This is a genomic window from Pseudanabaena sp. UWO311, from assembly GCF_006937785.1.
GTDB lineage: Bacteria > Cyanobacteriota > Cyanobacteriia > Pseudanabaenales > Pseudanabaenaceae > Pseudanabaena.
The window spans coordinates 192707-217684 of sequence record NZ_SJEE01000004.1 but is presented as its reverse complement, the minus strand read 5'-3'; the positions used below and the strand labels follow the sequence as shown (position 1 = coordinate 217684).

The window sequence follows — 24978 nt, the reverse complement described above, 5'->3', positions numbered from 1 at the left end:
GAAAACTTTACATGTCTCGATAAACTTCGCGTCGATGTCGCACATAGTGAATCAAGATACTTTTGGCAGACGTATCTACCTCATAAATAATGCGATAGTCTCCCACCCGAACGCGATAGAGTCCTTCTGTACCTTTCAGTTTGATGGCTTGAACTGGCATCGGCTCATTTGCCAATTCTTCAATACGAGCTAAAAGGCGATCGCAATTTTCTGAAGAAAGTTTACGCAGATCCTTATCAACAGATGACTGAAAGTTAATTTGATAGGGTTTCATGAGAATTCAACCTTTTCTTCATCTCAGCCAAACTAATTGATGGTTCAGAGCGGCGCTCAGCCACGATCGCCAAATCATGAATATCTTCTAACATTTGCTCATATAGCTCAATACTTAAAATCACGGCTGTTTTATTACCGTTGACATCAACAATGTATTGCTCTTGAGATAAATCTGGCGCAAGTGTAGTCATAAAGTTAACTCTCCAAAACCTTACGGATTTGTTCGATTGTCGCATTTTCTAGCAAGAGGCGATCGCCATTGCGCCCGACAATCAAAACCTTGGCGATCCTCTTGCCTGACTTACCTTGTTTATATTCCTGATACCACTTACGGATTTGTTCGGCAATAGCCAAAGCTCCTGACGCAATCCCGACAATGGAAGCGATTACCGCCAACACACCTTCGCGCTGAATCTCCTCATCCACTTCATAGGAACCTTCAATTCCTTCCATTGCTAATAATTCTTCCGTCGCTGCGATCGCGCCATCACCTTCGATCGCGAATTTAATTTCTGAAGTAATTTCTGTCATGATCGAGTTAACCAATTGCTAATGTGATTAAAATTTTAGGCTATGTTTGATGCATAAGTGATATTTTACTGGCGGTTACTCTCAAAACTGCTTGGGCTTTCTTTTGTTTTCTGCGGAAAATACAATTTCTCTAATGCGTTTTTGCCTCGTCTCTTCCCTCTTTGCTAAAGTTATCCATTGCAAAAGATTTCGCTTGTCTGTGCGACTTAAATTTAGGAAATACTCTTTTGCAACTGGGCTTGAAGATAATGCTGTCATCAAGTCATCGGGAATAATTAAAGCTTCAACTTCATCAAGAATGTTCCAAGAGCCATTACTTTTAGCGATCGCGATCGCATTAAGTCCAGCTTGTGTCATCAGGTTCTGCTCAATTAGACTAGCGACTTTCTCTTTGTTCACCTTAGACCAAACGCTATTTGGCTTTCTCACGCTAAAAAATTGCATATATTTTTCTGTGTCAATAGACTTTGCCTTACTGTCTATCCAGCCAAAACAGAGCGCTTCGTCTACAGCATCACCGGAAGGTTTGCCACTGTTTTTCTTGTAATAGATTAGCCAAATAGAGCTTTCTATAGAATGATTCCTAGCCAACCATTCTCGCCATTGTTGCCGATTTTCAGGATAAAAAGTATTCATTTTTGTTTAGCGTATTTGTTTAGCAGATTAAAGCTGCGATCGCTATAAGTTTCTGAGTAACAGTCTGGGCTAACCAGATCCTCAACAATTAATACAAATCTACAACGCAATTTGTATTAATCTTAAAAAAATCGCTTATGCATATTAACTCTACGCCCTATCCTTACCCCTACAATGGCGACCTCAGACCAGACAATACTGCCCTGATCATCATCGATATGCAGACAGACTTCTGCGGAGTTGGTGGCTATGTAGACAAAATGGGCTATGACCTCTCACTCACCCGCGCCCCGATTGAGCCAATTAAAAAAGTTTTAACCCTGTTTCGCGAAAAAGGCTTTCTGATTATTCACACCCGTGAAGGACATCGTCCCGACCTATCAGATTTACCCGAAAACAAGCGCTGGCGATCGCAAAGAATTGGTGCAGGCATTGGCGATGAAGGGCCATGTGGCAAAATCTTAGTCCGTGGTGAAAAAGGTTGGGATATCATTCCAGAGCTATACCCGATCGCAGGTGAACCGATTATCGACAAACCAGGGAAAGGTTCATTCTATGCCACCGATCTTGACCTGCTTTTAAAACGTAATGGCATTCAAAATATTATCTTGTCGGGCATTACCACCGATGTCTGCGTCCACACGACCATGCGTGATGCTAACGATCGCGGCTATGAATGTCTTATGTTGTCTGACTGCACAGGTGCAACTGATTATGGCAATCATCTTGCGGCGCTGAAAATGATCGAAATGCAAGGTGGCGTATTTGGTGCAGTCAGTGATTCTGAAACATTGACTACAGCGATCGCGCAAAATTTCTAGTTAAATTATCAAAATGCTTTAAGTAGTACGTTGCTATGGAAAAACCGATGCCTGACGATCTTGAAAGCAATCTTGCTGCTAATCTGGTCGAAGAAGAATCTATGAAAGAGTCGATACCATCCTTGACTATTCCATCTAGTGTTTCCGCTGATACCCTGCGATCGCACTTACCACCTGAATTAGAGCTAGTAAATATCTCTAAGAAGTTTGGCTCGTTCGTAGCTGTTGATAATGTCTCGCTCAAGCTTGCTCCTGGGACTTTTCATGCACTACTTGGTGAAAATGGTGCTGGCAAAAGTACGCTGGTCAAATGCATTATGGGTTTCCATGCTGCGACTCATGGCGATATTCTGATTAACAAGCATTCTCGCGATATCAATAGTCCTCGTGATGCTTATAACTATGGCATTGGCATGGTTTATCAGCATTTCACGGTTGTGCCTGCGATGACGGTCGCCGAGAATCTTTTGTTGGTGCGTCCTGACACCCCGACGGTCATTAATTGGAAGGATGAATTAGAAAAGCTAGAAGCATTCATGGCATCGGCTCCTTTTAAAATTGATCTCAATACCCCAATCTCGCAATTGGCGGCTGGACAAAAGCAAAAGTTAGAAATTCTCAAACAACTTTATCTCAAGAGTCGCATTCTCATTCTTGATGAACCAACGTCCGTTTTGACTCCTCAAGAAGCTGATGAAGTTTTAGGACTTTTGCGCGAGGAAGTTACCGCAGGACGCTTGAGCGTGCTGATGATCAGTCACAAGTTCCGTGAGATTACTGCCTTTGCCGATGATGTCACGGTGCTCCGTAAAGGCAAATTTGCAGGGACAGGTTCTACCAAAGATCTGTCAGTCTCGGATATGGCAGCAATGATGCTCGGTGAAGCCAAAGAAGCCCGTCAAGTCATCAAAACAGAAGTTGCGACAGATAATCTTGTGCTTGAAGTGCGAAATATTCATGCCGATCGCGACAATGGTTTAGAAGCAGTTGCTGGTGTTGATTTAAAAATCAAAAGCGGAGAAATTGTCGGTATCGCTGGTGTGTCAGGCAATGGACAAAAAGAACTAGTGGAAGTTCTCTCTGGTCAGCGTATCCCCACTGCGGGTGAAGTATTCGTCAATGGCGATCGCTACTATTCAACCCGCAAAGAAATGTATAGCCATCAAGTATTCTCACTGCCCGAAGAACCTCTGCGAAATGCTTGCGTACCCTATATGAGCGTCGCTGAGAATTTGGCTTTAAGAACCTTTGATCGAGCTCCACAAGCTAAAGGTGGAATTTTACTGCTATTTAAAGTAATTCGCGAAACTGCTAAGAACTTGATTAAGGTTTTCTCGATCAAAACACCATCGCCTGAAACCCCTGTTGGTAATCTTTCAGGTGGTAATGTGCAGCGTACTGTTCTTGCGAGAGAGCTTTCCGCTGAGAAAATCAAATTATTGATTGTAGCAAATCCTGTCTTTGGGTTAGACTTCGCGGCGGTTGAGTATATTCATAATCAAATTGTGGAAGCTCGCAATCGCGGTGTTGCTGTACTCTTGGTCAGTGAAGATCTTGATGAGATTTTGACTCTAAGCGATCGCATTCTGGTGATTAGCGATGGTAAATTCGTCTACGAAAGCAACAGTGCTGAAGCAAATCTCGCTGAGATTGGACAGAAAATGGCAGGACATTAAATAGGATTTTGAGGTTTTGAATTTGCCATAGGCAAATTCAAAACCTTTATATTAAAAAAACATGATTATCAATCAACAGGTTCGGGTATTTCCTGAATTGCTCATTCGTTCCAGCTATGACGATCTACCTTGGGAGCCATTTCGCCAAGGAGTCGAAATCTATCCTTTATACAAGAATGATATGGGAGCAAGTGCCGCATTGCTACGCTATGAAGCAGGTGCGAAGATTCCCCATCATTCCCATTCAGGGTACGAACATATATTTGTCTTGTCGGGTTCACAAGCCGATGCTCATGGCAAATATACCAAAGGCTCTGTAGTCATCAACTCTCCTGATACTAGCCACCAAGTCTCTAGCGAAGAAGGATGTGTAGTTCTCATTGTCTGGGAAAAGCCTGTAATTATTAATGAGTAAGTGGATTTCATTGTGCTGTAGGCACAATGAAATCTCAAAAAACTATAATCAAATTATTGAGGAGAACCTTATGCCTGCGATCGCGGCTCAGCCTTACGAGTATGAATTACCAACTGAGAGCAAAATAGCTCTAGTCATTATCGATATGCAACGTGACTTCTTAGAACATGGTGGTTTTGGTGAAGCATTAGGTAATGATGTCACACAGCTACAGAGCATCGTACCCACAGTTAAGAGTCTCTTAGAAACTTTCCGATCGCTAAACCTTCCTGTAATTCATACCATCGAAGCGCATTCTCCTGACCTATCAGACTGTCCTCCCTCGAAACTCAATCGCGGTCAAGGCAACCCTAAAATTGGTGACCAAGGAACAATGGGACGCATCCTAATCGTTGGTGAAGATGGTAATAATATTATTCCTGAGCTTACGCCTCTAGACAATGAAATTGTGATTGTCAAACCAGGGAAAGGCGCATTTTGCCGAACAAACTTAGAGGAGATATTGCAAAAAGAAGAGATTACCCATCTTCTTTTTACAGGCGTTACTACGGAAGTATGCGTCCAAACAACAATGCGTGAAGCTAACGATCGCGGTTATGAATGCTTACTAATCGAAGATGGAACTGCGAGCTATTTCCCAGAATTTAAATCTTCAACGATTGAGATGCTTCGTGCTCAAGGCGGGATCATCGGCTGGACTGCTAACGCTGATGCGGTGATTTCAGCATTAGTACCTCAAGCAATGGCGATCGCATAGATCTTTTACAGTGCTTTGCGCTTAAACCCAAATCAAAAAAAGCTTTAAAAGCATTGCAAAGCAATGCTTTTAAAGCTTTTTTTATAGCTTATCCGAACAAAAATTACTGTATTTCTTCACTAAAGTAGCGATCACCATATTATAGTAAAATATTTATGCGCAGGATAAGTTCCTAAATATAGATTCTAAAGTGCTATGGAACCAATTGAAAATAGCCCAGTTGGAAGTGCCCGTGGTTGGCTAATCGGTGAACTCAGTCATTTAGTCGAAATTCCTGTTCAAACTATTCGCTATTACGAACGTCTGGAGTTATTGCTCAAACCACATCGAACTCAGCAAGGCTATCGAATTTACTCTACAGATGCGTTGGAACGTCTTTTATTTATCCAAGGAGTCAAAGCTTTTGGACTTTCTCTTGATGAGATAAAACAACTACTAGATTTACAAGTTGCCCATACCATCCCCTATGCAACCTTCAAACTGATGGTAAAGCAGAAACTTGATAAACTTGATTTACAAATTCAGGAGTTAATAACTCAACGACAGGATATTTCTCAACGCCTCGATCTAATTGCCGAAGCTTTACCTGATAGTGACATTACCAATGTCGATCTTATCCAAAACCCTCTACTCAATTTGATCAGTACATCTTCTAATTCAATAGATTTAGATGGGAATCAGTATGATCGCAGCAGACTATTTCCCGATCTCAGTCAGGAAGTTTTGTATATGTATTCAGTTGGAAGACGGAACTTTAGACTTATAAATTTAATTAGTGCAAAACTCAATGGGGCAAATTTAAGTGGTGCAGATTTTACTAATGCCAAATTAATGCTGTCTGACTTATGTGAGGTCTCAATGATCGCAACAAAATTTGTCGGTGCGAATCTTGCTGGTGCAATGATGAGTGAAGCTTGTTTACAAAAGGCTGACTTTACTGATGCATTATTAGTCGGAGCTGATCTTAGTGGTGCAGATCTAGAAGAGGCAAATTTTACAGCCGCAAATTTAGGAGGGGTGAACTTTACAGGTGCAAATTTGCGAGGGGTGAATTTTAGTGAGGCGATTTTGACAGGAGCAGATTTTACTAAGACCGATATTTTACTGGGAAACAATTAATTGCAACCCCATAAGGTTGCGACCCTTAGGGTCGCAACCTTATGGGGTTGCATAATTATTCTGCATAGGTACTTACAACACAAGACAACTTTTTTATCTCAGCACCTGATTATTCCAATAGTTCTACAGCAAAGCAAGTTTTGATTAGGACATAAAACCAGAAGATGAGTGGCGACGCTTTGCGCCGCCACTCATCTTCTGGGGGGGCGTTTGTATTAGCTAACTCTTTTTTTCTATATACAAAAAGCATTGATTAGACTCTATCAAAATGATTGATAAGTTTTTATAATAGCAACTTTTTTTTGTCCCCCTTGACACTGTAGCTAGCTATAGCCACTAGAGTAAGTGAAGCAGGAAAAAACTACTAACTAGTCTTATCAAGCAGGGGATAGAGTCTAACTCTATATAGGGGATATGAGCACTGTATATCAACATTTCCGACGAATATTTTCTGGTGGGAATAGAGTACGTGTGACATCACTAAAGTAGTAATCTTGATACTTTCAAGATGAAGGTATGCACTACACATCAATGTAAATATTTAGGTTTTACTATGTCCAATACTTCACAAATGCGTAACGAACTTGGTGATTTCAGTAGTATAGTTTGCTTCAAAGCAGTAGTTGTCGGTACTGAAGAAGCTCTAGGGGAAAAAGCTGCTGCGATCGCTCTAATTTCTGCTGGTCGTAACCGTGGTAAGCAAGTAGCTGAACAGCTTGGTCTTGAGGGGAAAGGTCTGGCTAACGCGGAAATTATTCCAATGCTTCAGGCTGCATTGGGGAAAGATGGAACAAAGCTTTGTATTATCGACAAAATTGTCGAATCGGGAGAAACGATTTTAGCTTATTGTCGCGAAACAATTTGCTCTGCTGGCGAGCCTCAAGGATCTCCTCGCAAACTAACATTCACGTTGGGAGCAGTACAAGGGGTACTAGAAAAAGTCACTGGCAAACGTCTTCGTGGCAAGCAAACAGAATCAGTTCTGCGTGGCGGTTCTCATGATGTTATTGAGTTTGAAGTCCTCGCCTAAGACTTTATCGATTTAATTGTTTTGTGTATCATTTGTACTTAATTAGGAGAATTTCATAGTGGCAATTAACACAGAAAAACTTAGTCTCGTTCTACAAAATTTTGTATCCGCAACTAGCGATGTTCAGGGTGCAGCTCTCGTCACACCAGATGGTTTACCCTTGGCTTCGACCTTGCCAGGTGCAATGGATGAAGAACGAGTATCGGCCATGTCTGCTGCCATGCTGTCTTTGGGGGAAAGAATCGGACAAGAACTTGCCAGAGGTGGTATTGAGCGCATATTTGTTGAAGGCGACAAGGGCTATGGTATTCTGACCAGCTGTGGTGATGATGCCGTACTTCTAGTATTGGCTGATCAAAAGGCAAAGCAGGGGATTTTGATGTTGGAAATTAAGCGGATTGTTTCAGAAATCAAGCAGATTCTGAAATAAACGTTGAATCAATTATCAGGCTCAGCGGCAAGCTCAAAATCAGAAATTATTAAGAACTCCCTTCGCATCAAAGAAATAGACACCAAAAACCAAGGATTAGCGTTGTGGCGCGAAGCGCCGCAACGCTAATCCTTCACTGGGAAGGGAGTATCTATAGGAATTGGTAAAAGCTTAACAAAATGATTGATAAGTTTTTATAATAGCAACTTTTTTTTGTCCCCCTTGACACTGTAGCTAGCTATAGCCACTAGAGTAAGTGAAGCAGGAAAAAACTACTAATTAGTCTTATCAGGGGGATAGAGTCTAACTCTATATAGGGGATATAAGCACTGTATATCAACATTTCCGACGAATATTTTCTGGTGGGAATAGAGTACATGTGACTTCACTAAAGTAGTAATTTTGATGCTTTCAAGATGAAGGTATGCACTACACATCAATGTAAATATTTAGGTTTTACTATGTCCAATACTTCACAAATGCGTAACGAACTTGGTGATTTCAGTAGTATAGTTTGCTTCAAAGCAGTAGTTGTCGGTACTGAAGAAGCTCTAGGGGAAAAAGCCGCCGCGATCGCTCTAATTTCTGCTGGTCGTAACCGTGGTAAGCAAGTAGCTGAACAGCTTGGTCTTACAGGCAAAGGTATTGCTAACGCCGAAATCGTTCCTAAGCTGCAAGCTGCCTTGGGGAAAGATGGCACAAGGCTTTGCATTATCGACAAAATTGTCGAATCGGGAGAAACGATTTTAGCTTATTGTCGCGAAACAATTTGCTCTGCTGGCGAGCCTCAAGGATCTCCTCGCAAACTAACATTCACGTTGGGAGCAGTACAAGGGGTACTAGAAAAAGTCACTGGCAAACGTCTTCGTGGCAAGCAAACAGAATCAGTTCTGCGTGGCGGTTCTCATGATGTTATTGAGTTTGAAGTCCTCGCCTAAGACTTCATCGAATTAATTGTTTTGTGTATCATTTGTACTTAATTAGGAGAATTTCATAGTGGCAATTAACACAGAAAAACTTAGTCTCGTTCTACAAAATTTTGTATCCGCAACTAGCGATGTTCAGGGTGCGGCTCTCGTTACTCCAGATGGTTTACCCTTGGCTTCGACCTTGCCAGGTGCAATGGATGAAGAACGAGTATCGGCCATGTCTGCTGCCATGCTGTCTCTCGGTGAAAGAATCGGACAAGAACTTGCCAGAGGTGGTATTGAGCGCATATTTGTTGAAGGCGACAAAGGTTACGGTATTCTGACAAGCTGTGGTGATGATGCTGTACTTCTAGTATTGGCTGATCAAAAGGCAAAGCAGGGGATTTTGATGTTGGAAATTAAGCGGATTGTTTCAGAAATCAAGCAGATTTTAAAATAATCGCTTAGTCGATGCTGAGCAATTGATGATATTAATGCAGATATAAATAGAGCATCATACCTTTTAGTTTATCTGCATTACACTAGACTTAATCGGAAATAAGTGAAAGCCTTACTACATAAGGTTTTCAGAAACACCCAAGAAATCGATAAAATGCTTACTGCATAAGAGTTTGATGGCATTTTGGCTGTTTTATTTCCGATTAAGTCTACTTTGCAGTCATTCACTTGAACATTATGGAAATTATGCGTTTGGTTGTGACTGGGCCAGTCGGGGCTGGGAAGTCCACTTTTATCAGATCTGTCAGTGAAATTGAAGTTGTTGACACTGACCGTCAAGCGACTGACGAAACCGCAGAATTGAAGCCCAGAACTACTGTTGCCTTTGATTTCGGTCGCTTGCAGTTTGGACCAGAAATGGCTCTGCATCTGTATGGGACTCCTGGACAATCCCGATTTGACTTTATGTGGGATATCTTGATTAAGCAAGCTCATGCCTATGTCTTGCTTGTTGCAGCGCATCGTCCAGCCGAGTTTCGCTATGCCCGTCGAATTGCTAGCTTTATGAATCAACGACAAAAGCTGCCAATGGTTGTTGGGCTGACTCATACGGACTGTCCCGATGCTTGGCATTCAGAAAATATTGCGATCGCACTAGGGTATATCGATCCTAAAACCCGACCTCCGTTCATAACAGTTAATGCTAATGAACAGTCATCAGTGGCTCAAGCCATTGTTACCCTGATTCAGCATTCCATGCAAGTTTGTTTGGTCTAAGCATTCCTAGTTCTTTCAATCTATTTTATTCTGTTTCTTTTATTCTGATTTTTTGCATAATCAAAGGAGTTAAGTCATGGCTATTTCAGGGTATCTATCCGAATTCTCCCTTCCAGAGATTTTTCGACTGCTTGAACAGGGAAATAAGACAGGGCGTTTAAGTATTCAAGAACGCTCTCAAAATCCATTGTATCCAGGCAAGATATTTCGCATTTGGTTTAAACAAGGAAATATTATTGCAGCGGGAGATAGGATTGATGGAAATGGGTTGTTGTCGATGATTCAAAAACGGGGATGGGTGAGTACAGGAGTTGCATCTCGCATTACAGAAGTATGTCCTATCGATCAACCCGCTGGGCTATGTCTGAAAGAACAGGGTTTACTAGAAGCGGAACAACTGAAAATGTTGTTTAGTCAGCAGGTATTACAACAGGTTTGCAAACTATTCGAGTTGCAAGATGGACAGTTTCAGTTTGAGGCTAATGTAGTAGCGCCTAATTCGGAATTGACAGGGTTAAAGGCTCCACCTAGTGAAGTGACCTTAGCTGGTCTACGAGCTTTAAAAGATTGGACTATGCTTTTAGATAAGCTTCCAGAAGCGTCTTCAGGTATTGTCAGTGCAATCACTGGTAAGCCCCAATTACGCTTGAACCAACTAGAATCACAGGTGTGGGAGTTTACTAAAGGAGATGTCTCACTTCAGAATATTGCTAAGCACTTGAAATTGCCGCTTGACAAGATCCAACAAGTTGCATTTCGACTAATGACTATGGGACTAGTAGAAGAAGTTCCCTTCATCGCTGTTGAGATGCCATCACAGAAACAAGATCTTGAAATGCAAATGACAGTCCCATCAGGAAGCTCCAATTCATTCCCGAGCCATGCATTCTTACAAAACCTCTTAGGTCATCTTAAGATTAAAGCTAATGCTTAACTAAGCTTGCCTTACAGAGTTAGTTTCTAATTCCCGAAAACGTAAGTAGCTCAGCGGAATTAAAAACCCAAAAATATATCGGCGGGCGTAGCCCGCCGATATATTTTTGGGATCGATATATTGCGTAAGTCCCTAATTAGCAAGGCACAATTAATCTCTCAGCCTGATATATTAAGACAAAAAACAATCTCCACTTTTGGCAAGGATTCAATACTTATGCGATCGCTATTTGCACTTTTTCTTGCCTTATGTTTACTTTTGAATCCTGCACCAGTGCAAGCTCAACTCAACATTACCGAAGCCGAATCAACTCAACTCGATGCCTTGGTCAAAAAAGCCTTTACCGCCACAGATGCTGGTGAATTTTCAGCCGCAGAGAGCTATTGGACAGATTTAATCAAGCTCTATCCTGACAATGCCGCAGGTTGGAGCAATCGCGGCAACTCAAAAATGAGCCAAAACCGTCCTCAAGAAGCGCTTGCAGACTATAACAAATCTGTAGAACTTGCGCCTAATTTCCCCGATCCTTATCTTAATCGTGGTGCGGCTTTGGAAAGCTTGGGCAAATGGGAAGAGGCGATCGCGGATTATGATCGCGTGTTAGCAATTGATCCTAAGGATGCAGCAGCTTATAACAATCGTGGTAATGCCAAAGCTGGCTTAGGCAAATGGGAAGAGGCGATCGCAGATTATCAAATTGCGATGAATGTTAATTCGCGCTTTAGTACGGCTTTTGGTAATAATGCGATCGCTCTGTACGAGATCGGTAAAAGCGATGAAGCAATTAAGGCGATGAAAAATATATTACGCAAATATCCGAATTTTACGGATGTGCGGGCTGCTCTGACAGCGGCGCTTTGGGCAAATCAAAAACAAGGTGAAGCTGAGAGCAATTGGGTCTCTGTGGATAATCTTGATCCACGCTATCGAGATATCAATTGGGTAAAAAATATTCGTCGTTGGCCCCCCTCATTGGTCACGGCTCTCGAAAAGTTTTTGACGTTGAAATAAAAAATAGCTAGCACTTAGTGCTAGCTATTTTTTATTTCAACTATGAGTTGAGAATTAAACCCAATTAATAATCCAAAAAATAATGGCATAGCCATTATTTTTTGGATTATTAATTAGCTGGAGTATTTGCTGCGGGAATCGAAATCTTCACGTCTTTACGTTGTTGAGATCTAAAATTGGTCACAGCCTCATCAAAGGATTCAGCTTGACTAGCGCGAAACTGCTCTGGAGACTTGCCACCAGCGAGGTTGATATTATTAATTAGTTGCAATAAGTTGAGGTTACTGCCACCGACACTAAGCGAGCTTCTTTCTTGTTGTTGAGCTTCACGTAAGGTTTGCTCCGATAGGGTTGGCGCGGGTGTAATTTGGGCGATCGCACCAGCTGCTGCGAATATACTGGCTGAGACAAGACTAGTCGCGACTAGCGAAATAGTTTTAAAAATCATAGTTTTTGCTCCTTTATAACATCTAGTCACTAGTCTATACCAAATTTTTTGTGACTGGTAGCGATCGCTCGTAAAATTACAACGCTTTGAACTCAAATCCGAACCAATAAATTTTTGAAAGTATTGCGAAGCAATACTTTCAAAAATTTATTATGGTTCGTTTGGTCGGAAATCGCTATAAGCTATAGCACACCGTGTTCTATCTCATGTAGGTAGATAAAGTTTGGTGCTTTTACGCCAGCTTTCTTTCTGATTTCTACTAATTCGTTGGACTCGAAGAAGCGTCGTGCTTGATCAAGAGAAGCCCACTCTGAGAAATGGACGATGTTATTTGCATCATTGTCGTAACGCAGTAACTGATAGCTGATTTCTCCAGCATTTTTTCTGATATCTGCGGCTTGGTCAAAAATGGCTTTCCAAGCTGGATAAGCTTCAACTTCATGAATGATTAAAACGTATTGCATAAGTAACTCGGCATAATTAAAAAAACAGAACCTAAATCTGTACCGCCCGCTTAGCGGGCGGTACAGATTTAGGGATTTTATATATTATTGGCTATTGCGATGAATGATTAGATTGGTTGTAGTCTTTGCTCAGATAGAGAACTAATTCGTTGACGGCGGCGACGCTCCCAGATTTTGGGAATTACCTTTATATGCCGTTTAAAATTACTCCACTCTTCTAAACTTAGCTCAATCTGCTGCCAAGCGGGACGCAATAATAATCGTTCTGACCAAACTTGCAATTTTGGATAATCGGTTAAAGGAATTCCCAGAGAAGGCATTCTATAAACAAATGTTCCAGCCACAATTTCTGCCATTGTGAGTTGTTCGCCAGCAAAGTAGAGGGAATCACCCAATAAGTTCTCTAAAAAGACTAAGGTATTGATTGCGCGTAGCCGAGCTAACTCCCAGTCTGTGGATCTTTCGGTTTGGTTATCTTCATTAATGATTAGCCTAATGAACGCAGGTAGTAACTCATTGAGCGCAACCAGTTGCGCCATCCGCGTCTTTGCCAGAGCGATCGCATCAGTGGGAAGTAGTGATGGAGTGGGATACTTGGCTTCCAGATAATCCAAAATCGCTAAGGATTCAATCACCCGAAAATCACCATCAACCAAAACTGGGACATGGCTAAAAGGATTTAGAGCGAGGAATTCAGGCTCGAATTGTTTGCCACTTAAATCCACTGGAATTAACTCAAAGGTCAGTTGCTTTTCTAGTAGGGCTAGCCATACAGGGCGAGCATAAGCTGAAGGACGAGCATAGTAAAGTTGCAGCATGGATGTTGTCTATTAAATGAGTTTGAGCAAAAAAGACCGATCGGTCTTTTTTGCTCAAAAAACTATAGCATTGTTTTGATAGCAATCTTACTAGCGATCGCATATTTGAACTATGGATTGAGTTGTTCTCAAATGTCATTGAAATGATAAAATTTCGCAATGATTGATAACATCTGTAAGTTTTTGGCAGAAAGCTTTTCCGCAGACTTCGCCAGTTGGCTACTTGGCGAAGCCATTACTCTAACCAAACTCGAACCATCGGAACTCTCAGTCGAGCCAATTCGCGCTGACTCAGTAGTATTTCTTGAATCAATCCAAATTATCCTTCACATTAGACTTAATCGGAAATAAAACAGCCAAAATGCCATCAAACTCTTATGCAGTAAGCATTTTATCGATTTCTTGGGTGTTTCTGAAAACCTTATGTAGTAAGGCTTTCACTTGTTTCCGATTAAGTCTATTGAATTTCAGACGGAGCCAAATAAAAACATCCCATTCCGTATGGCAGATTATCAACTCAGGCTATATCGTAAATTTCCTGAAAAGCAAATCCATCAATTCGTTATCTACCTTAGTCCCAGCCAATCACGCTTAGTTTATGAGAACACATTTAATATTGGCAGACTCAACCATGAATTTAACATCATTAGACTATGGGAACAGCCTACAGAAATATTTCAGCGATATCAAGGACTCTTACCCTTTGCCGTGCTCACTAACAACCAAGACCCTGAAGAAACCTTAAGACAAGTTGCTAGACAAATCGAAAATATTGAAGATAAACAAGTACAAAGCAACGTAGCCGCATCGACCGCTATAATATCAGGAATAGCCCTGAATAAAGAAATCATCCAAAGATTACTAAGGAGCGAAATCATGAAAGAATCGGTAATTTATCAAGAAATATTGCTGGAAGGCGAGGCTAAAGGTTTAGCTAAAGGCGAGGCTAAAGGTTTAGCTAAAGCATCTAATCAAATTGCCCTAAATATGCTGCGTTCCAACATTGCCATAGACTTAGTAGCCAAATTTACAGGACTAACCCTCAAACAAGTCCAAAAGCTGCAAAAAATTTCTGTAAAACAGTCTCAAACGCGAAAAGACTCAAAGTCAAAGTGATTGAATGTAAAGTTTGAGATGTTTTAATCCGCGTTCCATATGGGAAACATCGCCGTATAGTTTACTGAGCATAACTGACCCTTCAATTGTGGCAATCAAAATTGTGGCAACAGTATCGGCATCAACCTTTGAGTGAAATTCACCTCGCTTTATACCTTTATCAACAATCCGTCTAATCAAATCACGCCATGCATCCATTGCTAGTTGCGATCGCGCCCGTAAAGCTGGATGAAAATCATCACTCTCTACGGCTGTATTCAGAATTGGACAACCTCCTTCTATTGGCGGATTATCGAGGATGTTTTCGTAAACGCTAAGGATGGCAAGCAGTCGATCGCCTGCTTGACGTTTTCCTCTCAAAGCGCCCATGAATTTCTGTTGCACACAATTCACGGCAAAGTCAAATGCTTCTAATGCTAATTCATCTTTGCTAACGAAGTGGTTGTAAATGCCTCCTTTCTGTAATCCTGTGGCCCGCATCAAATCTGAAACGGAAGTTCCTGCATATCCTTGCTGATTAAACAGAGTCGCCGCTTGCTCGATAATACGTGTTTTAGTTTCTTGGGCTTTGGACATTTACATTAAAGACCGATCAGTCTTTCTAAGACTAACAAGAAGAATAGCAAAAAGCAAGTTTTTGCTATAGTCGATTAGGATGTGTTCTTGAAATGAAATACACCAAATAAATCTATTTGGTGGCTAATCCCATTATTCCAGAGATCTCCATAGTTCAAATATGTGATCGCTTCTCTTGAACTAGCGATCGCACTTTTGAACTATGAATTGAGTCTTACTCAAATGCCCTTGAGATGATAAAACTTCGCTGCGGTCGCTTACATCAGTAAAGAAAATAATAGAGCAAGTAGTACGCTAAAAGGCACAATCCCACTTCTTAACCGCATTCAAATAAAGCTCCATACGATGGTCTGATAAGGCATCTAAACGCCCAAGTTGAGCGAAGGATTCAAAACTACCTTCTACTGAATCGATAAAACGAAACCAAAATCCAGGATCGTTATATATTGTTTCTTCTTCTGAAATATATAAATATGTGCCTACATGGCTGTAGCTCATAATTCGAGCTGGCATTCGGGTAACAATATCATTGTTGTTTTGGAAACGAAAGCATCGATTCATCGCTGATTGATTGAAGATGCGAGATGTTTCAAGAGTCATAGCGCGGGGCTGTCCAAACGTATATGTCGAGACGAAAGGTGAATCCATCTGAATAAACCTTGCAGCAGCAACAGTTGCCATAGCCCCCCCAAGGCTGTGACCCGTCAAAAAGATGGGTCGCCTTTTTTCTTTTCTTAGAGAAATATATCTGTCATATAGAGGCTCCCACACATCACCGACCGAATTCCAGAAACCTCGATGAAACTCTCCAAACAATGCTCTTTCAGGAAACATATTCAGATTGTCTAACCAATCAGTCTTCTCATCTGTGCCACGAAAAGCCAAACAAAAATAATCTTCGTGTTCAATTAGTACGGCTTGTGCGCTGTTTTCCGATACTCCAAGCACAGAAAGAAATTTCGGATCTTCATCCTTCAAATCCTTAAGAATTGCAGCTTCGTTTGGTGCATAATCTTTGTCTCCCATTTTAATATATGCAGCGCCTGCAATCCTTGCCATCCAGTAAGCATTAGCTCTACTTAGAGTCGTTTTGTATGGTTCTACATTATTCATATGTTCTAGCTAAGGAGAAAAGGTTAAATAGAATACTTTCAACATCTTTCGGAAAATTAACTGAGATAAAATATAACTTTTTTAGAATAAGATCCGCAATACTCGCCCTAATAAATGCAATAAATCATTACATTGGTTTCAGGTATTACTAGTCTATTATGCATACTGTATTTTCTGAAGTTCTATTGGAAGTAGAAGTTCCATCTCAAAATGCTTAAGCTATTATTCCGACATGATCGATAACATCTGTAAATTCCTCGCAGAAAGCTTTTCCGCAGACTTCGCCAGTTGGCTACTTGGCGAAGCTATTACTCTAACCAAAATTGAACCCTCTGAACTCTCAGTCGAGCCAATTCGCGCCGACTCCGTGATATTTCTCGAATCAACCGAAATCATCCTACATATTGAATTCCAGACCGAACCAAATAAAAATATCCCATTCCGCATGGCAGATTATCGACTGCGGCTATATCGTAAATTCCCCGATAAACATATCCATCAAGTTGTCATCTATCTCACCCCCAGCCAATCATCCTTAGTCTATGAAACCAAATTTAGTATTGGCGCACTCAACCATGCATTCAACGTCATCAGACTATGGGAGCAGCCTACAGGAATATTTGAGCAATATCAAGGGCTATTACCTTTTGCAGCGCTATCTCAAACCAGAAATCCCGAAAATACCTTAAGACAAGTTGCAAAGCAAATTGAAAATATCGCAGATAAACAAGTCCAAAGTAACGTAGCTGCATCGACCGCTATAATATCAGGTATAGCCCTGAATAAAGAAATCATTCAAAGATTACTAAGGAGCGAAATCATGAAAGAATCAGTAATTTATCAAGAAATACTATTAGAAGGCAAGGCTGAAGGCAAGGCTGAAGGCAAGGCTGAAGGCAAGGCTGAAGGGATAGCTGAAGGCGAGGCTAAAGGCAAAACTCAAGAAAGAAACCAGATTGCTCTAAACATGTTGCGCTCTAATATTGCCCTAGATTTAGTCGCCCAACTTACAGGACTAACGCTAAAACAAGTCCAAAAGCTCCAAAAAATTTCCTTAAAACAGTCTCAACCTCCCAAGGTATCAAAGCCAAAGAGATCGCCAAAATCTTAATCTAGCAAGTAAAAGCTAAGGAAAGTCGATCGCATTTTATTCTAGATAGCTAGATCTCATAGTTAAGCGGAAATGACTTGGCATCCTTGGGTTCGATATGGACATATTGTTGTGGTTGTAACTTCAACTCATCAAAACGCTCACGAGTGAGATGAGCAGTCAAAACCTGCCCATCACCTAGCATCAACTCAGCTTGAACTTCCCAACCGAGATGAATTAGCCTTGTGATGCGTGCTGATACCGATGTGCTAGTTGCCTCTGTCTCAATCCAAATATCGCGAGGACGAATATACACATCTTCACTAGCACTATGGATTTTAGAGAATTCACTAATGCGATCGCGATTGGCGGGAAGTACATTCACAGGCCCAATAAAACTCATCACAAACGGAGTCGCAGGATTGTCATAAACTTCGGCAGGTGTGCCAATTTGCTCGATCTTCCCTTTATTCATCACCACGATCACATCAGATACTTCCATCGCTTCTTCTTGGTCGTGGGTGACAAATACACTGGTGACATGCACTTCATCATGGAGGCGGCGTAACCAAGCTCGGAGTTCCTTGCGGACTTTTGCATCTAGCGCACCAAAGGGTTCGTCAAGAAGCAATACACTCGGCTGGACAGCGAGGGCGCGGGCGAGGGCAACTCGTTGGCGTTGTCCACCAGATAGTTGGGATGGGTAGCGATTGCCTAAGCCTTTGAGCTGGATTAGCTCTAGCAATTCTTCGACGCGCTCGGCAATTTTTGCTTTCGGTTCTTTGCGGATTTCTAGACCAAACGCAATATTTTTGCGGATGTTCATGTGTTTGAAGAGGGCGTAGTGCTGAAATACAAAGCCAATATTGCGATCGCGTACATCTTGATCGGTGGCATCCTTGCCCGTCAAAAAGATTTTGCCGCGATCGGGAGTTTCTAAGCCTGCGATCAATCTTAATAGGGTAGACTTACCAGAACCTGATGGACCTAGTAACGCTACCAATGAGCCAGTTTTGACCTCAAGATTGATATTGTCTAGGGCTAAAAAATCACCAAATTGCTTAACTACATTTTCTACAACAATACCCACGTTGCACTTACCTCAAATTGTCTTGATATGCTTGATATGACCGATGCGATTAAAAGTTTTTCAAATCCACAGTTAATCTATGTGTTTACCGTTGATTGAATATGATCATATATTACAGTACTTTGCTCTGCTAGAAAAACTAGAAAATTTATAAAAGTACACTCAAATAAACTGTGCTGTGGGCTGCATAGTTTGTTTGGGTTAATTACGTCGAGGTACTTATAGCTTGTGTCGCAAGTTCTTTATAAAACTTTCTGAACATGAGATTACGGTTTATCGCTAAAGTGGATATACAAAACACCGCCAAACTACTAAGAAATTGTAGGGAATTATGGCTTGTCGTCGAGAATTCCTAGGATTTCCTGTAATTTATTTTTATGATATCAACTCCACTTCTTCCGATCGCCGTATTTATACTCACCCTCGCTTTGCTGGGTTGGGGATATTTTCGTTCCCGCAAGTTTGGCAAGCTTGGGTTATTGTCTTGGCTGCAATTTGTGGCGCTTATGTCACCTTGGCTTGTTTACTTTGGCTTGTTTGTGTCGGGTGTTTTTATAAATTTCACAACGCTATTATTCCTATTGTTAGGTTCGACGATCGCTTATGTTGCAACCAGTAATCAATTACGCAAAACTGTATCGGAGGAAAGAGCGGCGATCGAGCAAAAGCTAAAACAAGATCTGGATACAGCTAGCGATCGCCCTAATTCTCCCGATAACTCAACCAATAAGCCACCTGTTAATAGTCCGATCGCTGTGGCGATGTCACAGGGCAAGACGCAGCTAAAGCTGTTTAAGGCTCTGCCTGCGGAAGATATGAAGCTGATACAGGGAATCTTTGGGATTGAGACCTATTACGTCACTGAAACGATTCCTTATCAAGAAGGAGCGATTTTTAAAGGTAATTTGCGTGGTGAGCCTGATGTCGTCCATGAACGCCTGACTAAATCTCTCAGCGATCGCCTTAGCGATAAATACAATCTATTTTTGGTGGAAGGTCAAGATCGTAAACCAGTGGTGATTGTGCTGCCTAGCCGAGTTAGTAATGTTGATAACAATACAATTCCTCAAAGAGTATTAATTGGGGTATTGGTTGTCGCGAATGGTTACACAGCCTTGAATTTGGGTGCGTTAGTTGCGGGTATTCCTGTAGTCCAAGAACCTCAACAATATTTAGCAGGACTGCCCTTTGCTATTGGGCTTGGGATAATTTTAGGGGTGCGTGAGTTGGCTATGCGTTTGATGGCAAAGAAATACAAAGTAAATATGAGTTTACCGTTTCTATTGCCGTCATCACAGTTAGGTTCTTTTGGTGCATTTAGTCGGATTTCTTCGCCATTACCCCATCGGCTGTCTCTGTTTGATATTGCGATCGCCCCAGCTTTAGCAAGTGGAGTACTATCTTTGCTCATGCTGCTAGTTGGTTTGCGTCTATCTGCGATCGGTATGGGAAGTATTGATATTCCTAGTCAAATTTTCCAAGCGTCAGTACTTGCAGGAACCTTGGCGAAACTATTCCTTGGAGACGATTTACATACGAGTTTTATTTCGATTCATCCGTTAGTAGTTCTAGGCTGGCTCGGCTCGGCTATAACCGCTTTGAACTTGATGCCCGCAGGTCAGCTAGATGGTGGTCGGATCGTGCAATCAATTTATGGAAGACGCACGGCAAGCTGGACGACGGTATTGACGTTGATTTTCTTGGTAATTGCTACAGTGATCAATCCCCTTGCGCTCTATTGGGGTGGCATTATCTTGATTCTATTGCGAGATCTGGAGCGTCCAATGCTAAATGAACTTTCAGAACTCGATGGCGATCGCGAAGCCTTGGGTGTGGTGGCGCTCTTTTGGATGTTGATTACTTTGCTTCCACTCACCTCTGGCGTTGCCGAACGTCTGGGTATTGGTAGTGGTGGTGGACTACTTCCATGAGTTGAATAGAATAAGCGATCGCTTATTCTATTCAACGGTACAGCGATCGCTACTCTGTATTTAACGAAACAGCGATCTCGTTGAGCAGCGCATTGCGCCGCTTTTTTTAATGAACCTCGCCACGTTTAGCTTCAGCATCAATGGGCTTAGCTAAATACACCAGCAGCAACTGCCAGAAAATCGCCATGAATAAAGGCAACTTCTGCAAGGTCTTCACAAACTGAGGGTGATCGCTATCATTAATCGCCATCAGCTTGAAATTGTAATCAACGCATTTCTCCAATCTGGGGAAAAAGTCGGGATGACTAGTATCAAGCACCGCAGGGAATGCACTAATGGCGGTGTGATTAGTATTGATCACCACTTGCTTGTTATATTCACGAGCATCTAAACCAATGGATTTATAGAAATCAGCCCGTTCAAATACAGTAATCGTGTGCGTAGCAAATACCGTCAACAGGAAGAACCGCGCCCATAATTTAGCTTTCCATGTACCCCATAGAGCTGGCTGCGATCGCAATAACACTTTAAAGAAATCGCCGTGACGATTCTCATCTTGACACCAACTTTCAAAATATTTGAAGAGAGGATAAAACTGGTTTTCTGGATGCTCTTTTAAATGGTAATGGACAAGAATATAGCGCCAGTAGCCAATTTTCTCTGACAGATAAACAGAATAAATCACCCATTCTGGCTTGAAGAAGGTATAGCTGCGTTTTTTAGTCACATTGACTAAATCCAACGACAGATTAAAATCCTTCATCGCTTTATTCAAAAATCCTGCGTGACGTGCTTCATCCCTTGCCATAAGGTTGAAGGCTTCAGCGAGGAGTGGACTGCGATCGCCTAGTTGACGAGACAGTTCTTTAAATAGCAGAAATCCAGAAAATTCTGAAGTACAGGAACGCTCTAGAAAATCAATAAAAGCGGCGCGAGTTTCGCCATCAATATGATCCCAAGACTGCTTAAAATCATCATTACGTTTGTAGTGATAGCGGTTGTAATCGGTACGAAGTTCTTCAACTACGGCTTCCAGTTCCGCCTGTTGTGATGAGACATCCATCTTGGCAACCGCGTCATAGTCGGTGGTGTAGAACCTTGGAGTTAATAGAGTTTCTTTAACAGGAACTTTAATACCTTCACGGAGGAGTTCGGGTTCGGGTCTAGATTGAATTGAAACCATAGTAGTAATTTAGTTATAGAGATTTTTATAAAGTTTGAGGGGAGCTATTGATTTTGAAAAAACTGAACCATCTTTTTGTCTTCACCCTTGATATGGTGCGCCAACCATTCAGTGAGAAATTGCGTGATTTCTGTTGTTACTACTGCCGTATTGCGATCGCGAAATTTCATCAGCAAATTATCCACTTTGGACAAGAGACCATCGTGAGTTTGCTTGTGGCGATCGTAATCAGGATAGTCTACCCTCATCATCAAAGCCTCTTCTGTTTGAAAATGCTCAATAGTGTGATTAGCTAGGCATTCTAGAAGCACTTGCATTGTATAAGTATCTTTTCTGGTGACAACGGCATCATGGAGGGCATTAACAATCTCAAATAGCTGTTGATGTTGTCCATCGACCTGTGAGTTGCCAGTGGAATATTCCTGTTGCCAAAAGGCGATCGGTTTAGTGAAAGTAGAAAGCATAGATTTATAGAAAGAATTTATGTGTTATGGATATCGACATCCATTTGTCCTCGAAATCCAGTAAAAACGTAAGTGCCGTCCTTGAGAATATGAATTTCTGTTTGATCGCTTGCCCAATCAATTTTGTCTGCAAAAGCAGGATTAAAAATATGCAAACGCTGATTGCGAGATGAAACAGGAGAATCGGGTTTATGAATGGCAAGAGCAGAAACATAGGGCCCATCGATCAAAATATCAAGTTGGTTGAGGAGATCCACGGCTCCCTCAGGAGCTTTAGGCGATCGCAGTTCCGATAATGTATATCCTGTAAACGACATCACATTCAGTCCTGCTGTCTTGATCTGCTTTGCTAGGGCGGCTAGTGCAGTAGCCTGTAAAAATGGCTCACCTCCAGAAAAGGTGACTCCTTGATTGGCAGGTTCGCTGAGAATTCGTTCTGCGAGTTCCTCCACTGACACGAGTTGATTAACCGCTAAAGACCAAGAGGCTGGATTAAAACAGTCTGGACATTCGCGCCAGCAACCCTGTACCCAAACGACAGCACGACAACCAGGTCCATTTACCTCAGAACGATTAAGATAGCCCATGATATTGAGTTGTGGTGTCATGATTAACCTCTAATGGTGCTTCGATCTCAATCCTAACTAGACTGCTTTTGAGAATTTCTCAATATTTTGCTTTTTAAGGTATGTATCAAACACTGAGGCAATATTGCGAATTAACAAGCGTCCTACAGGAGTGACCTCAATGCGATCGTGGTCTATGTTGAGCAATCCATCTGCTTGTAACTGACGCAATTTCATACGTTCTGAATCAAAGTATTTGCCAAAGTTGCGATCGCAGGTCAAATGATATTTAGATTCAATCTCATCCTGTGAGAGTTCAAATTGACACATCAGTTCCATAATTATGGAACGACGCAAAATATCATCGGCATTGAGGGTGACACCACGTTCGATTGGCAATTCGCACGCATCAATCGCTTTGTAAAAGTCCTGTAAACCCTTATAGTTTTGGGTATAGACATTTTGTAACATGCTGATGGAAGTCATGCCAAAGCCCAAGAGATCAGATTCAGGCTTAGTGGTATACCCCTGAAAGTTACGGTGCAAATTGCCTTCGCGTTGCGCGATCGCTAGTTCGTCATTAGGCTTAGCAAAGTGATCCATACCGATAAACACATAACCATGAGTGGTTAAAGTTTCAATCGTCATTTGCATAATTTGCAACTTCTCTTCAGGAGATGGCAAAGTTTCGGGATCAATTTTCTTCTTTTGTAATGGCTTCAGCCAAGGCACATAGGCGAAGTTAAATACCGCAATGCGATCGGGATTAAGGGCGATAGTTTTGTCAAGAGTTTCGCGAAATGTCTCTAGGGTTTGATATGGTAATCCATAGATTAAATCCACATTCACCCCTTCAAACCCCACTTCGCGCATCCAACGCATTCCATCAAAGAGCATCTCTTCTGGCTGAATCCGATTGACAGCTTCTTGCACTTTGAGATTAAAATCCTGAATACCAAAGCTAATGCGATTAAATCCAAGATTTTTTAAACCTTGCAAATATTCCTTAGTTAGCGATCGCGGATTGACTTCGATGGAGATTTCTGCATCGGCTGCAAAGGTAAAACGCTCTTGCAGACAATGCCACAGACGTTCCACTTGATCGAAAGAGAAATAATTGGGAGTACCTCCTCCCCAATGCATTTGTTGTACTAAGCGATCTCGATCTACCGTTGCCGCAACCTGCTCAATATGTCGCATCAAGTAGCCTAGATATGGTTCGGCAATTTCTTTGCGAGTACTAATTACAGTGTTGCAGCCACAAAAATAACAGGGTGCATCACAAAAGGGAATATGAGCATAGAGAGATAAAGGGGTCTTCTGTAAATTGCCTGATGCGATCGCTCCTCGAAAATCCATCTCATCAAAATTTTCGCTTAACTCTGTTGCAGGTGGGTAACTGGTATAGCGTGGAACTGGCTGATTATACTTATGTAATAAATTAATATCAAATTTGACCGCTTGTGACGTACTCATCCACTCAATCCTTGTATTTTTATATATTGATTTTGAATTTGACTAAAACAAATTCAAAACCGTAAAGTCTTATTTTTAAGCGAAATGTTTTATCTAAGCCGCATGACTGTGACGCTCAGTACTACCAGCCCGATCCTGTTTAGTGAGCAATTCAAAGATATGGGGATCGAGTACGGCTCTGACATCAGCTTCTAGCTCATCTACTACATTCCGATTCAGTGTAAAAGCATAGTTCGCCTCTTCCACAATTCTTAAAATTGTAGATTCATCAATAACCAAAGAATCTAATGCTTGACGATACTTCTCTTTAAACTCCTTTTTTGCCTCAATGGTAGGCAACTGCTCAAATTCATAGAAAGTCGTACCGCGATCGCTTGGCAGATCTAGAGCCGACCGAATAATATGCTTCAAAGCTTGTCCGCCCGACAAATCACCCATATAGCGTGTATAGGAATGGGCAATCAAAAGGGTCGGATCAGTATTAGAAATTTCCTTGAGGCGATCAACATAAACTTGTCCGGCCTTAAGTGGGACGATGTGCGATCGCCAATTATCCAATCGCCAATCGTCACCATAATAAAAAGCTAAATCTTTCTCTAAGCTTGACTGGCGATCGAGTTCTGGGAAATAGATCTTGCCAACGATTGGATGTTCAGAATGACGCTTTAATTCGGCTTCGAGCGTACTGTAAACAAGATAGAGATTAGCCAATAATTTTCTAAATGGGACAATTTCCACAATACCTTTGAGAAAGCACTTCATAAATGCAGTGTTCTCAGTGACAGTATGGGACTTTTGTGTGCCTTCGCGCAGACGGGTAGCTAAGTGACTAGTCATTGGTATACTCACGAAACTTAATCACT

Annotated in this window: 30 protein-coding genes and 1 pseudogene; 16 read left to right on the top strand and 15 right to left on the bottom strand. The window is 41.6% G+C overall.

Annotated features, from left to right (window positions below; all coding sequences use genetic code 11):
- Positions 1 to 7: 7 nt before the first annotated feature.
- The 4 genes from PseudUWO311_RS05645 to PseudUWO311_RS05630 form a co-directional block, all read right to left on the bottom strand.
- A complete protein-coding gene (locus PseudUWO311_RS05645) occupies positions 8 to 274 on the bottom strand; it encodes a type II toxin-antitoxin system RelE family toxin (protein ID WP_142654223.1) in 267 nt (88 codons plus the stop codon).
- Complete coding sequence (locus PseudUWO311_RS05640; RefSeq protein WP_142654222.1) at positions 255 to 467, bottom strand: type II toxin-antitoxin system Phd/YefM family antitoxin; 213 nt, start codon at positions 465 to 467, stop codon at positions 255 to 257. Before PseudUWO311_RS05640 ends, PseudUWO311_RS05645 begins: the two co-directional genes overlap by 20 nt.
- Positions 468 to 471: 4 nt before the next feature.
- On the bottom strand, positions 472 to 807 hold the full coding sequence (locus PseudUWO311_RS05635) for a hypothetical protein (RefSeq protein WP_190303403.1): 336 nt from the start codon (positions 805 to 807) through the stop codon (positions 472 to 474).
- An 81-nt stretch (positions 808 to 888) separates the two neighbouring features.
- Entirely contained in the window at positions 889 to 1443 is a 555-nt protein-coding gene (locus PseudUWO311_RS05630) for a YdeI/OmpD-associated family protein (protein WP_142654221.1), read from the bottom strand.
- A gap of 137 nt (positions 1444 to 1580) precedes the next feature.
- Here PseudUWO311_RS05630 and PseudUWO311_RS05625 point away from each other — a divergent pair, with 137 nt between their 5' ends.
- The 12 genes from PseudUWO311_RS05625 to PseudUWO311_RS05570 all read left to right on the top strand — a co-directional run bounded on the left by PseudUWO311_RS05625 (position 1581) and on the right by PseudUWO311_RS05570 (position 11780).
- Positions 1581 to 2264, top strand: a complete 684-nt coding sequence (locus PseudUWO311_RS05625) for a cysteine hydrolase family protein (RefSeq protein WP_103669693.1) — start codon at positions 1581 to 1583, stop codon at positions 2262 to 2264.
- Between the two features lie 101 nt (positions 2265 to 2365).
- Entirely contained in the window at positions 2366 to 3940 is a 1575-nt protein-coding gene (locus tag PseudUWO311_RS05620; protein WP_411729472.1) for an ABC transporter ATP-binding protein, read from the top strand.
- Between the two features lie 61 nt (positions 3941 to 4001).
- On the top strand, positions 4002 to 4355 hold the full coding sequence (locus tag PseudUWO311_RS05615) for a cupin domain-containing protein (RefSeq protein WP_142654220.1): 354 nt from the start codon (positions 4002 to 4004) through the stop codon (positions 4353 to 4355).
- A 70-nt stretch (positions 4356 to 4425) separates the two neighbouring features.
- The gene (locus tag PseudUWO311_RS05610; RefSeq protein ID WP_142654219.1) at positions 4426 to 5112 is read left to right on the top strand and encodes a cysteine hydrolase family protein; all 687 of its coding nucleotides are present in this window, start codon (positions 4426 to 4428) and stop codon (positions 5110 to 5112) included.
- A 195-nt stretch (positions 5113 to 5307) separates the two neighbouring features.
- Positions 5308 to 6231, top strand: a complete 924-nt coding sequence (locus tag PseudUWO311_RS05605; protein ID WP_142654218.1) for a pentapeptide repeat-containing protein — start codon at positions 5308 to 5310, stop codon at positions 6229 to 6231.
- A gap of 553 nt (positions 6232 to 6784) precedes the next feature.
- Positions 6785 to 7261, top strand: a complete 477-nt coding sequence (locus tag PseudUWO311_RS05600) for a hypothetical protein (RefSeq protein WP_223807451.1) — start codon at positions 6785 to 6787, stop codon at positions 7259 to 7261.
- Positions 7262 to 7319: 58 nt separating this feature from the next.
- On the top strand, positions 7320 to 7691 hold the full coding sequence (locus PseudUWO311_RS05595; RefSeq protein WP_103669689.1) for a roadblock/LC7 domain-containing protein: 372 nt from the start codon (positions 7320 to 7322) through the stop codon (positions 7689 to 7691).
- Between the two features lie 461 nt (positions 7692 to 8152).
- Positions 8153 to 8629, top strand: a complete 477-nt coding sequence (locus PseudUWO311_RS05590) for a hypothetical protein (protein WP_223807450.1) — start codon at positions 8153 to 8155, stop codon at positions 8627 to 8629.
- 58 nt (positions 8630 to 8687) lie between these two features.
- Positions 8688 to 9059, top strand: coding sequence for a roadblock/LC7 domain-containing protein (locus PseudUWO311_RS05585; RefSeq protein WP_103669689.1), 372 nt, complete (start codon positions 8688 to 8690; stop codon positions 9057 to 9059).
- A gap of 236 nt (positions 9060 to 9295) precedes the next feature.
- Complete coding sequence (locus PseudUWO311_RS05580) at positions 9296 to 9835, top strand: GTP-binding protein (protein ID WP_142654217.1); 540 nt, start codon at positions 9296 to 9298, stop codon at positions 9833 to 9835.
- Positions 9836 to 9911: 76 nt separating this feature from the next.
- Positions 9912 to 10769: a DUF4388 domain-containing protein gene (locus tag PseudUWO311_RS05575; RefSeq protein WP_142654216.1), complete on the top strand. Its 858-nt coding sequence runs from the start codon at positions 9912 to 9914 to the stop codon at positions 10767 to 10769.
- A 216-nt stretch (positions 10770 to 10985) separates the two neighbouring features.
- The gene (locus PseudUWO311_RS05570) at positions 10986 to 11780 is read left to right on the top strand and encodes a tetratricopeptide repeat protein (protein WP_142654275.1); all 795 of its coding nucleotides are present in this window, start codon (positions 10986 to 10988) and stop codon (positions 11778 to 11780) included.
- 109 nt (positions 11781 to 11889) lie between these two features.
- Here PseudUWO311_RS05570 and PseudUWO311_RS05565 read toward each other — a convergent pair whose 3' ends face one another.
- From PseudUWO311_RS05565 to PseudUWO311_RS05555, 3 genes are all read right to left on the bottom strand, one after another.
- Positions 11890 to 12228: a hypothetical protein gene (locus PseudUWO311_RS05565; RefSeq protein ID WP_142654215.1), complete on the bottom strand. Its 339-nt coding sequence runs from the start codon at positions 12226 to 12228 to the stop codon at positions 11890 to 11892.
- A 182-nt stretch (positions 12229 to 12410) separates the two neighbouring features.
- Complete coding sequence (locus tag PseudUWO311_RS05560) at positions 12411 to 12692, bottom strand: antibiotic biosynthesis monooxygenase (RefSeq protein WP_142654214.1); 282 nt, start codon at positions 12690 to 12692, stop codon at positions 12411 to 12413.
- 107 nt (positions 12693 to 12799) lie between these two features.
- Positions 12800 to 13510, bottom strand: a complete 711-nt coding sequence (locus PseudUWO311_RS05555; protein WP_142654213.1) for a glutathione S-transferase family protein — start codon at positions 13508 to 13510, stop codon at positions 12800 to 12802.
- 159 nt (positions 13511 to 13669) lie between these two features.
- On the opposite strand from PseudUWO311_RS05555, the pseudogene PseudUWO311_RS05550 reads away from it, so the two are divergent.
- Together PseudUWO311_RS05550 and PseudUWO311_RS05545 are read left to right on the top strand one after the other, a co-directional pair.
- Positions 13670 to 13840, top strand: a pseudogene (locus PseudUWO311_RS05550) (flagellar assembly protein H); the annotation flags it as partial.
- A 111-nt stretch (positions 13841 to 13951) separates the two neighbouring features.
- Positions 13952 to 14626, top strand: a complete 675-nt coding sequence (locus PseudUWO311_RS05545) for an Rpn family recombination-promoting nuclease/putative transposase (protein WP_142654212.1) — start codon at positions 13952 to 13954, stop codon at positions 14624 to 14626.
- Here PseudUWO311_RS05545 and PseudUWO311_RS05540 read toward each other — a convergent pair.
- A complete protein-coding gene (locus PseudUWO311_RS05540; protein WP_142654211.1) occupies positions 14618 to 15202 on the bottom strand; it encodes a TetR/AcrR family transcriptional regulator in 585 nt (194 codons plus the stop codon). The two genes, PseudUWO311_RS05545 and PseudUWO311_RS05540, sit on opposite strands and share 9 nt — an antisense overlap.
- 294 nt (positions 15203 to 15496) lie before the next feature.
- On the bottom strand, positions 15497 to 16315 hold the full coding sequence (locus PseudUWO311_RS05535; RefSeq protein ID WP_142654210.1) for a lipase family protein: 819 nt from the start codon (positions 16313 to 16315) through the stop codon (positions 15497 to 15499).
- 232 nt (positions 16316 to 16547) lie between these two features.
- Here PseudUWO311_RS05535 and PseudUWO311_RS05530 point away from each other — a divergent pair, with 232 nt between their 5' ends.
- Complete coding sequence (locus tag PseudUWO311_RS05530; protein WP_142654209.1) at positions 16548 to 17426, top strand: Rpn family recombination-promoting nuclease/putative transposase; 879 nt, start codon at positions 16548 to 16550, stop codon at positions 17424 to 17426.
- Between the two features lie 49 nt (positions 17427 to 17475).
- Here PseudUWO311_RS05530 and PseudUWO311_RS05525 read toward each other — a convergent pair whose 3' ends face one another.
- Positions 17476 to 18495 (bottom strand): sulfate/molybdate ABC transporter ATP-binding protein, encoded by a 1020-nt coding sequence (locus PseudUWO311_RS05525; protein WP_142654208.1) that lies wholly within the window; start codon positions 18493 to 18495, stop codon positions 17476 to 17478.
- A 377-nt stretch (positions 18496 to 18872) separates the two neighbouring features.
- Here PseudUWO311_RS05525 and PseudUWO311_RS05520 point away from each other — a divergent pair, with 377 nt between their 5' ends.
- A complete protein-coding gene (locus tag PseudUWO311_RS05520; RefSeq protein WP_142654207.1) occupies positions 18873 to 20426 on the top strand; it encodes a site-2 protease family protein in 1554 nt (517 codons plus the stop codon).
- Between the two features lie 106 nt (positions 20427 to 20532).
- On the opposite strand, the gene acsF is transcribed toward PseudUWO311_RS05520, so the two are convergent.
- The 5 genes from acsF to PseudUWO311_RS05495 all read right to left on the bottom strand — a co-directional run bounded on the left by acsF (position 20533) and on the right by PseudUWO311_RS05495 (position 24952).
- Positions 20533 to 21609, bottom strand: coding sequence for a magnesium-protoporphyrin IX monomethyl ester (oxidative) cyclase (acsF, locus tag PseudUWO311_RS05515; RefSeq protein WP_142654206.1), 1077 nt, complete (start codon positions 21607 to 21609; stop codon positions 20533 to 20535).
- A gap of 44 nt (positions 21610 to 21653) precedes the next feature.
- Positions 21654 to 22073: a bacteriohemerythrin gene (locus PseudUWO311_RS05510; RefSeq protein WP_142654205.1), complete on the bottom strand. Its 420-nt coding sequence runs from the start codon at positions 22071 to 22073 to the stop codon at positions 21654 to 21656.
- A gap of 17 nt (positions 22074 to 22090) precedes the next feature.
- Positions 22091 to 22681, bottom strand: coding sequence for a 4Fe-4S single cluster domain-containing protein (locus PseudUWO311_RS05505; RefSeq protein WP_142654204.1), 591 nt, complete (start codon positions 22679 to 22681; stop codon positions 22091 to 22093).
- Positions 22682 to 22717: 36 nt separating this feature from the next.
- The gene (gene hemN / locus PseudUWO311_RS05500) at positions 22718 to 24115 is read right to left on the bottom strand and encodes an oxygen-independent coproporphyrinogen III oxidase (protein ID WP_142654203.1); all 1398 of its coding nucleotides are present in this window, start codon (positions 24113 to 24115) and stop codon (positions 22718 to 22720) included.
- A gap of 93 nt (positions 24116 to 24208) precedes the next feature.
- A complete protein-coding gene (locus tag PseudUWO311_RS05495; protein ID WP_142654202.1) occupies positions 24209 to 24952 on the bottom strand; it encodes a heme oxygenase (biliverdin-producing) in 744 nt (247 codons plus the stop codon).
- Positions 24953 to 24978 lie beyond the last annotated feature (26 nt).